This is a genomic window from Bacillus sp. ISL-57, assembly GCF_018613135.1.
Classification (GTDB): Bacteria; Bacillota; Bacilli; order Bacillales; family DSM-1321; genus Peribacillus; species Peribacillus frigoritolerans.
In genome coordinates, this window is sequence record NZ_JAGGQV010000011.1 from 1 (window position 1) to 15,849 (window position 15,849).

Consider the following 15,849-nt stretch of genomic DNA (forward strand, 5'->3'; position numbering starts at 1 on the left):
TTGGATGATAATCTGTAAATAAATTGAGGGGGAATAAGGTTATGGAAAAAGTTGATTACGTTGAGTTAAAACATTTTTCGAATGAATATTTAGATGTATTAAATTCTTTTGAACTTCCTGAAGAACAAGTGCAGTTCACTGCATTACCAAACAAGATTTTAGAGGCGACAGAAGGGCAACATCGGATGTTATTTTAAGTGAGAATGAACCTGTAGGTTTCTTTTTATTACATTCAACTGAACGAGTAAAGGAGTATTCAGATAATCCGAAAGCTATGTTGTTAACTGCATTATCTGTTAATCATGCGAAGCAAGGAAAAGGTTATGCTAAACAAGGTATGCTCTTACTAAGTGATTTTGTTAAATCTGAATTTCCTAACTGTGATGAAATCGTTTTAGTTGTAAATCATAAAAATCTTCCTGCCCAGCAACTGTATTTGAAAGTGGGTTTTCAATATACTGGCAAGAGAAAAATGGGTCCAATTGGTGAACAGTTTATAATGAATTTATCGGTGTAAAATACATAGTGCTTAATGAACTAACAGGTGCGTTAGTTCATTAACAGGGGTTGCTTAGGCAACCTTTTTGTATGAAAACACAATAGTAAAAAAGCCATGCTAAAATAAACCCTCCATATTCTCATTTTTTTTGATGGGGGTAAATGTACTATGTTGTTATTTAACTGGTTATGCAGTTTGTTGTTCAGATGGAGCGATTGTATAGCCTTTCTTTTTTAGGTATTCGATCATTTTTAATTCTTTGTTATTTTGTTTTTCTTCAAGGTAATTTGAGCCTAGTTCATGATAAGGTTCTCCTGTTTTTAAGATGTTGTAAGTAATCGTTAATAGTAAATGGGCAGAAGCGATTCGTCCCTTCATTTTTCCCTGCCGTTTGGTAATCCTTTTTCGATGTGAAGCAATTCGATTATTTTGCCTTGATGTCGCTAATACACATTCTACGGCCATTGTTTTTAAAGCTTTATTTCCTTGTGTGGTTTTACTCGTTTTTTTTTTACCAGCACTTTCGTAATTTCCAGGACTCACACCAGCCCAAGAGGCAAGATGTTTAGCTGACTTAAATACGGACATATCAACACCCATCTCCGCAATAAAAGTAGCTGCGGCAGCTTTGTTCACACCAGGTATACCATCCAATAATTCTACTTCCTTACGATAAGGGGACAGGAGTTGATCGATTTGTTTTTCCAATTCTTCTATGGTTTCTTCTAAATAACCCATATGCTCCCAATGGTAACGCAACATATCACGATGATGACGGCGAATACGACCATTAATTGCATTGGCAATGTCAGTAATACTTGCTTTTGTTCGCCAATCCACCATTTTTCGAAGACCATCGGTCTCTATTTTTTCACCATTTAGAATCGCTTCAAGGATACGGCGTCCCGATACACCAAAAATGTCTGATAGAACGGATGTTAGCTTGATATTAGCATCTTGAAGGATTTTGTGAATGCGATTCTGCTCTGATGTGCGATGATGAATCAATTTTTTTCGATAACGAGTAAGATCTCGTAAATCACGAATATCCTCTGGTGGGACAAAATTGCTTTCAATAAGTCCGCATCTTAGAAGCTTGGCAAGCCATTCGGCATCTTTCACATCAGTTTTACGCCCTGGAACATTTTTGACATGCCTGGCATTGGCAAGAACAAGGTGAAAAGATCCTTCGAGTATATTCCATATTGGTTTCCAGTAGACTCCGGTACTTTCCATCACAACATCGGATACCTGAAGGGTAGCGAGCCAATCACTTAAAGCCAACAGTCCCGTTGTTGTAGTTGAAAAAGTTTCAATAGAGGTTTTTGGCTTTTTATCTAATGGACCAAATAATACGCAGGCTACTACTGTTTCTTGGTGTACATCTAGGCCAGCACACCGTTCAATCATTGCTTCCATAGGAGAATCACCTCAATAAAAGATTAACAATACATATGACAGGAGATTTGTTACAAAAATTTTTGTATACGTACTAGCAGTACACTAACTGGTTCTTCAATACTGTCACAACCAGTTTCTTATACAGGGTATCTCCTTAAGATCCACCAAAAAAGGTTCAGCCTGGTTGTATTGTTATCACCATTATTGTCAACGGTTTAATGGGTTAGACTTTATTTTGGGGTAATGAGCAGGGTTTCGTGATAGATGGTGGCGGCGAGGATCGCCGCCATAGACGTTTCTTATTGAACTAGAGGGGCAGGTTAATTCAATAAGGATTTTGTTATGATTAGTAAAAACAAGGAGTATACGGGAGGTCATAATGGATAAAGAACAAGAAAAAAGAATTGTAAAAAGGTTCTTTGCTAAAAGAATACAAGATAGAGTTATATTTGAACTATCATCAGAAAAGAAAAGAGTAGAAGCATTGAACAGACTTTGCCACGATTATGGCAAAACACTTCTTCCGGAATATATGATTGAAATACCAACTCCTAATTCCGATTATCAAGAAATTGCTACTTTACTTAAAAAACAAGGTGCACCCAATGAGTGTTATGTAATTTCATGGAACTAAGAAATTGATGGTAAGAAATTATCCTTAAATGAAGCCTTAAAGAAAGTAGTTGGCTATGGAATGCCTTCTATTGTTTCGTGTATTGAAGGTTCACTTGCTTACTTTGAAGCAGAACAAGAGGTTGGTTCACCTCCAAGATTTTTACTGAAAAGGTATACATAATGGCTACTTCTTTTTAAGCTCAGGTGCTTTACTTCAATAAGGTAGTTGCTATGGCAGCTCTTTTTCTTATGGAGCTAAAGGGGCAGGTTAGCATTAAGTATGATGTAGCCGTACTGTGAAATAAATATATATGTGTTTTTTTTATTTTTTTAGGAAAACTAATCAAAAATTGATTTAATACAACAGGAGGCAGCAATATTGAAAAAACTAATAACCTCATTATTTATTTTTTGCTTTATAGCCACTGGAATTGTTACAAATGCAGCAGCAGAGGCAGACAAGCTATTTAAAACTCCAATTATAAAGCAATCTGATCAATGGAAAATTGAAATAAAAAAGGGTAAAGAGACGGCAAAAGATACTAATAATAATGTTGAAAGGTATAATGTAGTTATCACAAATATTGGTAAAGATTTAGATAAAGTTGAATTTAATACTTACAGGAATGAACCAAATACAGAAACAAAATACGGATTAAGTCTTAATGACTTTCAATATGAAAAATTTAAACAGGGACAGGTCTTTGAATTTCCAAATTTCCCTATGTCGGTTAAAGCCAATGAACTTGAATTTGAATTAAGTTGGCACGGAAAACCACACAGTAAAGAAGTTCAGGTGGGCAGAAAATACAAGGAAACCTTTACTTTTACACCAACTAAATGAAAGATGTGAATCTTGGGCACTTAAATGCAAAGATGGAATTACTTAAGTAGAATTTTTCGTAAACGTATTATTTAAAGTTTATTTTTAAGAAAATACGAGTCGGATTTTATAAGAAGTAATACTAATACTACGTTTTAAGTCCCTTACTAATCAATTCAGAAAGACTTAGTATTTGATTATTGAAAAAAATGCATGATATAAAGGGAAAACATTACCTCTTATAAGAAATTCAATTGCTACATAAATTCCAATTATCTAGCCTTACCAAGTGACAGATGTTTAAGTATATTAAAAAAGATCGCTTGGTGCGCTAACACCAAACGATCCATCAATAGAAGGTTCCTTAGAAGGGGAACAGCAATTAAAGATTAATTTGATCCTGTTCTTGATTGTATATCTTAATGGAATAAGGTTTTTCTTCCAATAAAGACTTAGTTTTTTCTGAATAATAGGGCTCCTCAGCAAGATATGAGTAAGACACCACTCTAACTCAAAACTTTAGGAGGAACCCTAATATGATGTTTAAAATGCATATTAATGGCATTAATGTGTATTAAGCTTTTAAAGTTGACCAAAAGTTCTATTAATTTTAATTTGTTTTTTCATTTCTTCTTGTTGCTCTTTAGTTAAATTCTTTTGACCAGTAAAGTGTTTTAGAAGGTCCTTACCACTTACTTGGGGATTTGTATTTTCAACGCTTTCTTCAGTCAAATCTTTGTCTAAAACAGAACCGGTCTTCAATCCTTCTGCTATTCCTTTAGCAATATCCTTCATAATATTTGCCTTTTTAGATTCGTTGTTATTTTTATTCATAAATTCTCCTCCTATTCATAAAAATTCATACTGACTTTTTTAATTTGTAATTGTTTCATTAGACTAATAATTTATTTATATATGGTTATTAACAGAAGATCGTTAAAAATATATATTTGTGATATTATATTTTATTTTTTATTTTTAAATATTCTTCTAATTTTTTATAAGTAGATAACAAAAATTCTGTTTCTTTATTGTCCATTGTAGATGGAGGGATTTTATTAAAGAAATTTATAGAATTATTTATTTCTCCTATCTGATAAGAAGCGAGCCCAGCGATATGATATAAGTGGGCTTTTGATGTGTGAAGATAACTAACCTTATCGTTTGCTTCTATATATACTTCTTGGAGATCATCAATAAGCTTTTTCATTTTAAACTGATTTACAAGTAAATATAAAGATAACTCAAAATAACCTATGTCTGCACAATTTGGCGCTTTTTCCTTTAACAGGTTAAGGTAAAATTTCATTTCTTTTATTTTACCATTTTGTAAGCAATATTGACAAATGAGTATAAGCGACATAAAAAGAAAACGATCTGCTTTACGTTTGGTATAACAATCTATAGTTTTCATTAAGTAGGTATAAGCTTGAATTTGTGATTCTGTATCTGTCTGTTCTTGCAAAGCTTTTGCATAAAAAAACATCCATTTTGGGTTTTCAGGCTCTAGTATCAACATTTCTCTAACCAAGGTTAAATTACGCTTAGATTTTTGTTTAGCTTCTTTTACCTCTGGAGAATAACCATCATGATGAAATCTAATATTTACTTGATATTGTTCAGGAATATCTCCAGTAGTGAGTATAGGCTCTTCATGTACTTTTCCATGATATCTAATATTTGATTGTTTATTAAATATTCTTTTAGTCGAATCATATTCATATCCATTTGAATCAACGATAATAGGGCTAACGCAAAAATCATTATAAGGAAGAAAATCTAGCACCTTTATTACGTCTTTTAATTTTCCTTGATGACTATTATCTAAATATTCATCAGCATCTAAAAAAAGAACCCAATCGTTAGAAGACTTATCGAGGATAATATTTCTTTGAGAAGAAAAACTGCCATTCCACTTATCAACATACACTGAGACATGAGGAAATTTTTCTTTAACAATATTTACAGTATTGTCAGTGGAACCTGAATCAACTAAGATAACTTCGTCTACCTCATTAGATATACTCTTTAAGCATCTTTCTATACATCTCTCTTCATTAAAAGTTATAATCCCACATGTTACTTTTGGATAATTCTTTGTTTGATAAATAGATAAAAAGTCATGTATCTCTTCTACACTTAATTCTTTCTTATCGTTGATATTACTTTCACTATAAGTAGATTGATATATTATATCATTAGTCTCTAAAAGAGGTTTGTAGGTCATTAAACTAGATTGATTAATACTTTTAATAATTTGTCGATAGGCTGAAAAGCTTATTTTCATCAGATATACTCCTTTATTATATATATACTCTATAGATTAATAGTCCAAAAATGAAGTTAGTTCTTTTTTACTAAGAAATCCGACTTCAATATTCGTCTGTATTCCTTCTTTATATATAATCAATGTTGGAGTATGTTGTAGATCATTTTCTTTAAAAAATGTAGGATCATTATTTTCCTTAACTGCTGTATTCAATGCTAACACCTTAGAATTATTTTCTTTAATAAATTCATTCAGAACTGGCTTGAAAGATTGACAAGCAGGACAAGAAGTAGAGTATACATACATAACAAAGCTATCTTTATTCTCTAATTTGTTTTTATAATCTTCAATACTTATGTTTGTATATAATGGCTTATCAGCTCGTGTATCTTGAATGATGAATATCATAGCAGCAATTGAACAAAGAAGAATAGTACTAAAAATAATTATCTTTTTCATGACATCATAGCCCTTCTTTCTTGTAAATGAATTGTTTTTTGTTTAATTGTATATACTTTGTCAAAGTAGTCTAGATCTTCTATTTTGTGTGTGATAAACAACTTGATACCGTTATAACTTTTAAGATTTTCCATAATTTTGTCTGTATTCCCTTTATCAATATTGCTTGTTATTTCATCAAAAATGATAACATCAGGCTTATGCAATAATGCCCTAGCTATAGAAAGTCTTTGTTTTTGTCCAATTGACAAATTAGAAGCATCTTCTGATAAAGTGTAATTATATTGATAAGGTAAATTTTTAATTGTATTATCCATACAAGCTAATCTGCATGCTTCATCAATGTCTTCAGCTGAGAATTCCTTCCCTAAACAAAGGTTCTCCTTAATTGTCCCCTTTAAAAAGAATGTATTTTGTGATAAATATAAAACCTTTTTTCTTAAAGAGTCTGTATTAATGCTACAAATATCTAAGTTATTTATAAAAATTTGATTATCACCACACTGATATAGCTTTACTATCAACTTTGCTAAGGTACTTTTGCCTGAACCACTCTCAAAATAAGTTGCCGAGGGAGGTGAGTAAGAATGAGTAATGATGCAAGAGGATCTAAAAAAAATAAACGAAATGATGCAAACCATGTGAATGCTGAGACGAAAGCCAATCAAAGACGAATTTCAGAAAAGAATAACCAAGAGAATAATAATAAGGTTCGGTAGGGACTGATTTTTTTTGATTCCACTATAAATTTCTTCTCATATAACAAATAAAGAATATAGAAAAAATTTTTCTGGAGAACTGATATATCTACATCAGTTCTCTTTCTTTCTTTCTTTCTTTCTTTATCCCCCGAAAAAGAAGGTCATATTCAAAATACGAACCTCGTTAGAATATATAATGTTAAAAGTAATTTGTATAACCTTTAAGATAAAATGAAAGAGTGGTTAAACGCAAAATAAGCATCTTAACAATGCTTATTTCAGACTGTAAACAAACTCGATGAAAATCAAGTTTGTCTACATTTTTTTATGGGTTGTAGCATTTAAAAGTTAATTTCCACTGCAGGTACTCGCGTTCCGCGGGCACTCCGGGAGCCTCCTCGGCGCTTTGGCGCCTGTGGGGTCTCCCCAGTCCTGGACGCGGACCCCTTTAAAGATTTCTTAAGGGATTATTACATATGTTTTTTACTTTTTAAATTGGATGAAACCCTCAATGGATTGAAGAAATTTGCGACAATCCTGACGAATAACTGGCTAGCCGAAACCCTGCTAGATGCTTGCGACAAGGCAGCTTAGCAGACAGGAAATCAACTGGAACTTTTTTTTTCTTTCTAAGAAACTTTGTTTTACATATACTCCGTGTGCTTCAACATTCTTATTTATTTTTTCAACATACAAATGTTAAAATAACCAATGAGCCAATCATCCTATAAATTAGAGGTGTGCATATTGACCATATCTAAAACTAATCGATTATCACTTGTAGAGCAAGTGGTTTCCCAAATCGAATCGTTAATCGAATCAGGTGAATGGAAAATAGGAACTCAGATTCCCCCTGAAATGGATTTGATTCAACAGTTCGATGTCAGCAGAAATACATTAAGAGAAGCTGTACGATCACTTGTTTATGCAGGACTTTTAGTAACGAAACAAGGAAAGGGAACATTCGTAAGGTCAGCCAGTGCCTTGGGCGCTGCATTTGAAAGACGGATCCAGCAGTCAAGTTTATTAGAAACGTTAGAGGTCCGGCATGCTCTTGAAAGAGAGGGCGCCCAGTTAGCGGCATTAAGACGTGATCAAGAAGATATAGAACGATTGCGGTTTCATTTAACAGCATGCATTAAAGCTGCCGAAGCAAAGGATATCAAAGCTTACGAAGAAGCGGACATACAGTTACATAAATCGATTATGGGTTCATCACATAATGATTTATTGATTGATTTGTACGAACAAATGGAACACTCCCTGCATCAATCCATCTATCAAATCGTTGAGATGAGTTCAAATGCGAACTTTCATTTGAACATTCATTGCAAATTTGTGGATGCCATCATCGAACAAGATGTGAACCGGGCAATCGAAGCAGTGAATGAATATATTTCACAATTCAAAAAATCTTTAGAGTAAGTAAGGAGGAAATTATGGCCATTCATCAAACGGCGAATCAACTAGAACAAACTAAATTGGATATAAAACCTAAAGTTGGACTGCTAATCATTGAAATCATTCTTCTTGGGGCAAACCTGAGGGCTCCATTAACATCAGTTGGCCCACTTGTCACTTCGATTCGTGATGACTTGGGGATATCCAATACATTATCAGGATCTTTGACGACATTGCCTTTACTTTCTTTCGCTTTATTATCACCATTTGCACCTAGGGTGGCACGGCGTTTTGGAATGGAGCTTAAACTTTTCCTTTCTAGAAGAGGGGCGTATTGCTGGAGTTTTTTCACAGGAACCTGAAGACATACCCGAACATATAGCGGTAATAGACGGAACAAATTTAAATGGTATTCCTAGCTTTATTGATGGTCATATCCATGGTGCTAATGGTGCGGATGTCATGGATGCGACAGAGGAAGCATTGCAGGCAATAGCGTCTTTTTTGCCACAGGAGGGAACTACAAGTTTCTTAGCAACGACGATTACGCAATCTCCTACCAACATCGAGAAAGCTCTAGTCAATATCGCAAACTATCAAAATAAACCGGGACATGCAGAAGTGATGGGGGTACATCTTGAAGGCCCATTTGTTGAGAAGAAGCGAGCGGGTGCTCAGCCGGAGTAAATGAAGATTCAATATACTATTTGTCGCGGTGTTATTGCAAATACATGGGGATTAATATGAAAATCTTAAAAGTCAAAGATTATGAAGAAATGAGTAAGACAGCTTGTTCCATAATTTCGAAAAGAATGACATCACTTGTAAATCCCGTGCTAGGATTAGCGACTGGATCGACTCCAGAGGGACTTTATAAGCATCTAATTGAAGCCTATAACCAAGGGAAAGTATCTTTTAAAAGTGCTACAACCTTTAATCTCGATGAATATGTTGGAATAAATTCCATGAATCCAAATAGCTATCACCACTATATGAAGGAGAAGTTGTTTGGACATATCGATCTTTTACCAGAAAAAGCTCATTTGCCCAATGGAGAAGCTGCTGATTTGAGCATTGAATGCAGGAACTATGAAAACCAAATTCGGAGCGCAGGTCAAATTGATATAGGTATTAGGATTAGGATTAAACGGGCACATCGGGTTTAATGAACCAGGAACGCCGTTTGTCAGCCGAACGCAAGTCATCGAATTAGCAGAATCAACACGTAGCACCAATGCAAGATTTTTTGCAAACTTGGATGAGGTGCCAACCCAAGCGATTACAATGGGAATCGATACGATCATGGAAAGCAGACAGATTCTCTTACTTGTTTCAGGCGAAAAAAAAGCAACCGCATTTGCCAGGTTGTTGAATGGGGAAGTCTCCGAGGATTTCCTAGCTTCGATTTTACAGAAACATCCTAATGTTGTTATCATAGCAGATGAAGCCGCGTGTATATACGTAGAAAGTCAACATTTGGGTTTTATTGAGGCGTGATTCATTTGCGATTTATAGATTAGGTTTAGGTGGGAGTGGCTTCTTGAATAGGATACGCTTAGTTGGATTCTGGTGCAAATAACTTAAATGTCTTGCAATTAACCTTAAAAACTTGGACATATTGATACTGTCAATCTAAAAAATGGATGTTGTTTAGTGTGGAGAATCTAACTTTATCGAATCGAAGCATTATCAGCATGACATGATTTTGTTAACAGTGAGATGGTGAAGTAAGGGAGGGGGCGGCCAACATGCCCCCTTAAATCCATGGGATCCTTGACTCTGATATAAACGAACCCATCCTTAAATTATTTGATACGAAACTTCAACAAGGGGTAAAGTCTGTACAAGGCGAGATTGAATTCATACATAATTTTTTTTGGAGTAGCCTCATCATTCATAGATGAAAAGGATATTGAGATTCTTGTTTTCTAACAGGTCCTATTTGCACCAGAACCTTAAATACTGTTCGTTTTTGCCCGGTCCTTTTTTGTCTAAAGAATTCCCACATACTTGCATCATCCGCCACTTACTGGCGGAATGAACGCAATGGTATCCTGATCTTTTATCACTTCATCATCGGTTACAAAGCTTTCATTTACCGCTGACATCACTTGATGAAGAGTTGAAAGCTGATATTCTGTTTGAAGATATTGTTTTAATTGCTGAACAGTTATATTCTGTATATCAATTTGCAATCGGTCTACTCCGATTTCTTCTCGTATTCCCGCAAAAAATAAAACAGTAATCACAGCGATTCCCCCTTGTCTGGCTTTCCTTCTGGATATTCAGTTGTCTCTAGTTGATCCCCGATCCACTTCGTTCCGTCTTCCCAGAATTCTTTTTTCCAAATAGGGACGATTTGTTTAATTCGTTCGATTGCATACTCATTTGCTTCATAGGCTGTTTTACGATGGGGTGAGGAAACAGCGATGACAACCGCAATCTCTGTTATGTCTAATTTCCCTACACGATGCGTAATCGCTGTTATCGCATCTGGCCATGTCTCTTGAATTTCGTCGCCAATTTGACTAAGCATTTTAACCGCCATAGGTTCATAGGCTTGATATTCAAGCGACAACGTCTTTTTCCCTTTTGTAAATTCTCTTACCGTTCCAATAAAAGTTGTAAGTGCACCTGCTTCTCTTCTGGCCACCTTGTTTATCAGTTCTTCTACCAATATAGGAGTATGTACAATTTTAAATAAATCCTGATCCACTCTTCCTCACCACTTCTTTCATTATTAGTTTTCCATCAATGTCGTTTTGCTGCTATTTTGAAAACCTACGACCTGTGGGATGGGACAATGTTTCCCCAAGGCCATTCACTTCCTTGAACATCTTCTAATAAGAGAACATCGACAACCATTCCCTTTTGATAGCCTCTTGTGCCACCTGGTAAAATAATGAAGGCATTCGCTGCAGATAAGGAAGAAACTGCGCTAGAGTTATCAAATCCTGAAGAAAATGCCATCAACTTGCCTTGCTCAAAGAAAATGCTCCCCCTAATAAAACGAGTAAACGGATTTGGTTTTGAAAAATCTTCTCCTAACCACGCACTCTCTTTTTTTAAATGTGGTTGAGCATTGAATAAGTATGTACGAATAACAGGACGAACAAATAACTCAAATCCAACATAGCAAGCAGAGGGGTTTCCAGATAATCCAAATATAAGTTTATCCTTTAATTGAGCAACGGTTGTGACACTACCCGGTCTCATCGCCACTTTATTAAACAGCACAGATGCACCTAATCTATCATAAATAGCCGGTAAATAATCGTAATCTCCGACTGACACTCCACCTGTTGTAAGTAACAGGTCTACTTCAGATAAAGCCTGTTTAACTGCTGTAAAACATTTTTCCAAATCATCACTTAGCTTACCAAAGTACTTAACTTCTCCTCCTGCTCTTTCAATTTGTGCAAGAATCATATATGCATTGCTGTTGCGGATTTTACCTGGTTCAAGTGGCTCCTCTACTTCAAGAAGCTCGCTTCCAGTTGCTAAGACTCCAACAACGGGCTTTTTAGCCACAGGTACTTTTTTATAGCCATACGTTGCAAGTAAGGCTACCACTCCCGGATTGATATAGGCACCTTTTTTTACTAAAACGGTACCTTTTTGTGTATCTTCACCTTGAAAGGAGATATTGTCCCCTTTCTTGTAAAAGCGTTTAATTTCAATGAATCTCTGATCATGATCTGTAAATTCTCTTGTTAATTCAAGCATCACAACAGCATTGCAGCCTTCAGGAATTTGCGCACCCGTCATAAGACGAACAGCCTCGAACTTCTTTACCTCTTCATGAAAGACGGAACCTGCTCCAATTTCCCCGACTACTTTCAATGATAGCGGATAATCAGTTGTAGCTGTTTCTGTATCCTCCGCTCTAATCGCAAACCCATCATATGGCGATCGATCAAAGGAGGGAACATCATGATCAGCTATTAAATCCTCTGCTAAATAACGACCATGTCATCTTCAATTCCGACCGTTTCCTTTACACCATTTTGGGTATATTCCATGACTTTACAAACACAATTTTCTACAGGGATTGGGGTTCGTTTCTCTACCATCATTTTTACTCCTTCTATCATCCTAATAAACGATAATATAGATTTTTGGCAACCTGGATATCATTCGTTCCATGAATAAAAACACGACCATCTCGAAAAATAACCATACGATATTCTGGCAGTTGACAAGACAACAGATACGGATTTTGTTCGACAGTTCCATGATTTTTTAATTGCTTTTCTAATTGGTCAAAAGAATATGGAATGACTCGACTAGGTCTAATTTGAACAGTATTTCTTCCACATAATATTTCAGTTTTTGTTTGATTTTCATAAGCTAAATAAGGATACGTTCTAAGTTTGCCACAAGATGGACAATCTTCCGTTTCTATTTTATCTAACTTAATCGAATAATGTTGATTGCTCCATACATCAAATGTCAAAAAACTATGTCTAATTGATGAAAAATCCTCTACAAGAATCTTAAATGCCTCTGCCACTTGATAAGCAGACACAATTTGTACTGCTGGGCTAATGATGCCCACTGTATCGCACGTCGCTCCTCCAACTGGAACATGTTTTAAAAGACAATGTAAGCACGGTGTTTTTCCTGGAAGAATAGCATAGGTCGAACCATAACTTCCTACACAGGAACCATAAATCCATGGCACATCCTGTTTATGAGAAAGATCATTTAAAATAAAGCGAATATCAAAATTGTCTGTAGCGTCAATGATCACGTCCACATTATGGAGTATATGTCCCAAATTATCTGATCTGGCGTCCATAACATGCGTATTAATGTCCACTTCTGAATTAATTTGGCTTAAATGATTTTTAGCCGCGATTGCTTTAGGCATCTTTGTTTTGGCATCGTGTTCGTTGTATAATTGTTGACGCTGTAGGTTACTCCATTCGACATAGTCGCGATCGATAAGCGTGAGCTTGCCAATTCCTGCTCGGACAAGCGCTTCAGCACTAGCGCTTCCCAATGCTCCTGCTCCTACAATTAATACATGCTTTTGGCTAATTTTCTCTTGCCCGTTAACACCAATATGGTTGAACAGCTGCTGCCGTGAATAACGATCTGACATTGAAATTCCCTTCCTTTCTATCTATATGTAAGTTCAATAACAATCTAATGAGAAAAAATCCGGTTCTGGTGCAAATAGGACCTGTTAGAAACATAGAATTTCAATATCCTTTTCATCTATGAATGATGAGGCTATTCCAAATAATTTTTGTGTGAATTCAATCTCGCCTTGGATAGACTTCACCCCTTGTTGAAGTTGTCCTTTTTTCAGCATATGCATCACCTCCTCTCCACAGATGATATGTTTAGCTGTTCGACGTTTTTAATCCTAGCATAGAACGGATTCGCTTCTTTATAAAGCAATGATCTTGCTCCACTATGTTATTCAAGTACTTCTGTTGTCTTAGTTGCATACCATCAGGTATGCTTTTCTTTTTTCAACGCTTCAATTGCTATAGGATAAGCAGGATTCTTATCAACCGTCATGACATGAGGCTTAGAAACATGAAAAGACGCAAAGCTTTCTTGAAGAAGCGCTTTGCAGCTTTTTTGTCTCTTTTTTTACTGAGCTAAAAATCAAATCGTGTTTCCTTTGGAATCCATTGCACAATCCACTGCACGATACAGATATATCCATTGACCTTTACTTTGATATACGTTTCATCGACTCACCAGGAGTCATTTGTTGGCTTAAGATGACGCCGTACCCTTTCATCTAATTCCGGTCCATATTGATGAACCCAACGCATAACCGTTGTGAGAGCCATCGATAAGCCGCGTCTTTCATCATCTCCACTAAATTACGAAAGCTCAAGTTGTACCGCAGGTACCATCTCACTGTTAACAAAATCATGTCATGCTGATAATGTTTCCACTTGAATAATTTTTGATTTTCCATACTATCACGCACCTTTTTTAAGATTAATAGTATCAGTATGCCCAAGATCTAGAGATTAATTGCTATTACTGCACCAAAACCTAATTTGCTAGTAAGATAGTTGAATTTGGATGGAAATCAAGTGCAAAAAACTTTACTGGATATAAAAAATCATATTGCCATGATAGAAGAAGAACTGGGCACGTACATTACCGTAAAAAATGCATTATAAGAAAGAAGAGGGAGTCAAAAAGTCAAACTCTTTGTCACCCTCCAATTAGTAATTAGATGATCATCCGCCTATATAGGACATTTCAATATTTTTCCTGGATTTTCTCGTTTCCTCGGTGCGTTCATCAGAATAACGGTCGAAACGATGATTCCAAATGCCTTTGATTCTTTCTTCTATCTCTTGATCAGTAGCTCCGCCTCTAATAAAATCCCTAATATCATGGCCGTTTCCATTAAATAAACAAGTGAAAATTTGCCCATTCGCTGACAATCTTGCACGCGTACAGGTTGAGCAAAACGATTCGGATACTGAGGTAATAAAGCCGACGTCGATATCTGTCCCTTTATAACGGTAACGCTTGGCCACTTCTCCGTAATAAGCAGCCCCCACCGGTTCAAATTCAAAATGTTCTTTTAACATTTCATATATGTGTTTCTTCGTAACAACGTCCTCCATTTTCCACCCATTTGTACTGCCGACATCCATATATTCAATGAACCTTAGCTCTAGGCCATGTTCTATACAGTAGGCTGCCATAGGAATAATTTCAGAGTCATTAAGTCCCTTTTTTACAACCATATTGATTTTTATACCAAGACCTGCATTTTTTGCGGCCTCAATCCCTCGGAGAACCGGGCCAACTCCAACATTCCTGCCATTTATTTCACCAAATAGTTCATCATTTAGACTATCTAAACTGATATTTATCCTTTTAAGGCCGGATTCCTTCAACTGTGATGCATATTTAGGGAGCAATACGCCATTGGTCGTTAAAGCAATGTCATTTAGACCATTAATTTTTGAAAGCAATTCAACAAGAATAGGTAAATCTTTTCGAAGAAGAGGCTCTCCTCCAGTTAATCTAATTTTTTCAACACCTAATTTAATGAAAATGCTGGCAAGGCGTGTAATTTCTTCATAGGTTAGTAATTCTGATTTAGGTAAAAAAACATAATCTGGACCGAACAATTCCGCTGGCATACAGTATTGGCAGCGGAAATTACAACGGTCAATTACAGAGATTCGAATATCACGAAGCGGCCTGTCTAATTTATCTTTAACTTGTTGTTTGATCATCACATTTTTTCAACTCCAGATAGAGAAATCATTTAGAATAGTCAGTATATTATGGTGATTAGAGGGCGGTAGATAAACTTCTTTTCAATGGAAAGTACACGTATGGAGAATTACTCCGTAAAAGTTCTTTTACCAGCATGTTTATTATTGAAAGGGAGGAAAAAATTTTTCACTGTACCCTTTTTTACATTAAATCTATCGCAACAAATAAGACTTTTTATGATTATCCATTTGCTCAATGTCTATATTCATTTCCAATTTTCTCGCCTATATTGTTAGTTATTGATAACTAACAATATATAATTTCTATGAAATATATGTCAAGGAATCTGACCTAAAGATAAACTTAAGTTGCGAAGTGATAATTGTGAGTGATGAAAAAAAATTCAAAAATCTCAAAAAAATGTTAGTGATCATTAACTAACACGTGGTATATTAAAATAAACTAA

At 35.4% G+C, this 15,849-nt stretch carries 14 protein-coding genes and 5 pseudogenes; 8 read left to right on the forward strand and 11 right to left on the reverse strand.

Annotated features, from left to right (window positions below; genetic code table 11):
* Nucleotides 1-41 precede the first annotated feature (41 nt).
* Nucleotides 42-517 (forward strand): annotated as a pseudogene (locus J7I90_RS16220) (GNAT family N-acetyltransferase).
* A 168-nt stretch (nucleotides 518-685) separates the two neighbouring features.
* Here J7I90_RS16220 and J7I90_RS16225 read toward each other — a convergent pair.
* Complete coding sequence (locus tag J7I90_RS16225; RefSeq protein WP_214772879.1) at nucleotides 686-1,918, reverse strand: IS110 family RNA-guided transposase; 1,233 nt, start codon at nucleotides 1,916-1,918, stop codon at nucleotides 686-688.
* A gap of 361 nt (nucleotides 1,919-2,279) precedes the next feature.
* Between J7I90_RS16225 and J7I90_RS16230 the strand changes: the two genes are divergently transcribed.
* Together J7I90_RS16230 and J7I90_RS16235 are read left to right on the forward strand one after the other, a co-directional pair.
* The gene (locus J7I90_RS16230) at nucleotides 2,280-2,534 is read left to right on the forward strand and encodes a hypothetical protein (RefSeq protein ID WP_214772880.1); all 255 of its coding nucleotides are present in this window, start codon (nucleotides 2,280-2,282) and stop codon (nucleotides 2,532-2,534) included.
* Between the two features lie 360 nt (nucleotides 2,535-2,894).
* Nucleotides 2,895-3,359: a hypothetical protein gene (locus tag J7I90_RS16235; protein WP_214772881.1), complete on the forward strand. Its 465-nt coding sequence runs from the start codon at nucleotides 2,895-2,897 to the stop codon at nucleotides 3,357-3,359.
* Nucleotides 3,360-3,920: 561 nt separating this feature from the next.
* On the opposite strand, the gene J7I90_RS16240 is transcribed toward J7I90_RS16235, so the two are convergent.
* The 4 genes from J7I90_RS16240 to J7I90_RS16255 all read right to left on the reverse strand — a co-directional run bounded on the left by J7I90_RS16240 (nucleotide 3,921) and on the right by J7I90_RS16255 (nucleotide 6,590).
* Nucleotides 3,921-4,172 (reverse strand): hypothetical protein, encoded by a 252-nt coding sequence (locus J7I90_RS16240; protein ID WP_214772882.1) that lies wholly within the window; start codon nucleotides 4,170-4,172, stop codon nucleotides 3,921-3,923.
* 124 nt (nucleotides 4,173-4,296) lie between these two features.
* Nucleotides 4,297-5,625: a glycosyltransferase gene (locus J7I90_RS16245; protein WP_214772883.1), complete on the reverse strand. Its 1,329-nt coding sequence runs from the start codon at nucleotides 5,623-5,625 to the stop codon at nucleotides 4,297-4,299.
* A 36-nt stretch (nucleotides 5,626-5,661) separates the two neighbouring features.
* Nucleotides 5,662-6,066 (reverse strand): thioredoxin family protein, encoded by a 405-nt coding sequence (locus tag J7I90_RS16250; RefSeq protein ID WP_214772884.1) that lies wholly within the window; start codon nucleotides 6,064-6,066, stop codon nucleotides 5,662-5,664.
* A complete protein-coding gene (locus J7I90_RS16255; RefSeq protein WP_214772885.1) occupies nucleotides 6,063-6,590 on the reverse strand; it encodes an ATP-binding cassette domain-containing protein in 528 nt (175 codons plus the stop codon). The genes J7I90_RS16250 and J7I90_RS16255 overlap by 4 nt, the downstream gene beginning before the upstream one ends.
* A 63-nt stretch (nucleotides 6,591-6,653) precedes the next feature.
* On the opposite strand from J7I90_RS16255, the gene J7I90_RS27810 reads away from it, so the two are divergent.
* The 5 genes and pseudogenes from J7I90_RS27810 to nagB all read left to right on the forward strand — a co-directional run bounded on the left by J7I90_RS27810 (nucleotide 6,654) and on the right by nagB (nucleotide 9,665).
* Nucleotides 6,654-6,785 (forward strand): hypothetical protein, encoded by a 132-nt coding sequence (locus J7I90_RS27810; protein ID WP_285289440.1) that lies wholly within the window; start codon nucleotides 6,654-6,656, stop codon nucleotides 6,783-6,785.
* A gap of 729 nt (nucleotides 6,786-7,514) precedes the next feature.
* Nucleotides 7,515-8,192, forward strand: a complete 678-nt coding sequence (locus J7I90_RS16260; RefSeq protein WP_214772926.1) for a FadR/GntR family transcriptional regulator — start codon at nucleotides 7,515-7,517, stop codon at nucleotides 8,190-8,192.
* Nucleotides 8,193-8,206: 14 nt separating this feature from the next.
* Nucleotides 8,207-8,488: pseudogene (locus J7I90_RS16265) on the forward strand (MFS transporter); the annotation flags it as partial.
* Complete coding sequence (locus J7I90_RS16270) at nucleotides 8,460-8,855, forward strand: amidohydrolase family protein (RefSeq protein ID WP_311381011.1); 396 nt, start codon at nucleotides 8,460-8,462, stop codon at nucleotides 8,853-8,855. The pseudogene J7I90_RS16265 and the gene J7I90_RS16270, both read left to right, overlap by 29 nt.
* Nucleotides 8,856-8,911: 56 nt before the next feature.
* Nucleotides 8,912-9,665: pseudogene (nagB, locus tag J7I90_RS16275) on the forward strand (glucosamine-6-phosphate deaminase).
* Between the two features lie 518 nt (nucleotides 9,666-10,183).
* On the opposite strand, the gene moaD reads toward nagB, so the two are convergent.
* The 6 genes and pseudogenes from moaD to moaA form a co-directional block, all read right to left on the reverse strand.
* The gene (moaD, locus tag J7I90_RS16280) at nucleotides 10,184-10,417 is read right to left on the reverse strand and encodes a molybdopterin converting factor subunit 1 (protein ID WP_214772887.1); all 234 of its coding nucleotides are present in this window, start codon (nucleotides 10,415-10,417) and stop codon (nucleotides 10,184-10,186) included.
* Complete coding sequence (locus J7I90_RS16285) at nucleotides 10,414-10,884, reverse strand: molybdenum cofactor biosynthesis protein MoaE (protein ID WP_214772888.1); 471 nt, start codon at nucleotides 10,882-10,884, stop codon at nucleotides 10,414-10,416. Before J7I90_RS16285 ends, moaD begins: the two co-directional genes overlap by 4 nt.
* Nucleotides 10,885-10,949: 65 nt before the next feature.
* A pseudogene (locus tag J7I90_RS16290) lies at nucleotides 10,950-12,241 on the reverse strand (molybdopterin molybdotransferase MoeA).
* Between the two features lie 17 nt (nucleotides 12,242-12,258).
* Entirely contained in the window at nucleotides 12,259-13,275 is a 1,017-nt protein-coding gene (locus tag J7I90_RS16295; protein ID WP_214772889.1) for a molybdopterin-synthase adenylyltransferase MoeB, read from the reverse strand.
* Between the two features lie 84 nt (nucleotides 13,276-13,359).
* Nucleotides 13,360-14,112, reverse strand: a pseudogene (locus J7I90_RS16300) (IS6 family transposase).
* A gap of 271 nt (nucleotides 14,113-14,383) precedes the next feature.
* Nucleotides 14,384-15,400 (reverse strand): GTP 3',8-cyclase MoaA, encoded by a 1,017-nt coding sequence (gene moaA / locus J7I90_RS16305; protein WP_214772890.1) that lies wholly within the window; start codon nucleotides 15,398-15,400, stop codon nucleotides 14,384-14,386.
* Between the last annotated feature and the right edge of the window lie 449 nt (nucleotides 15,401-15,849).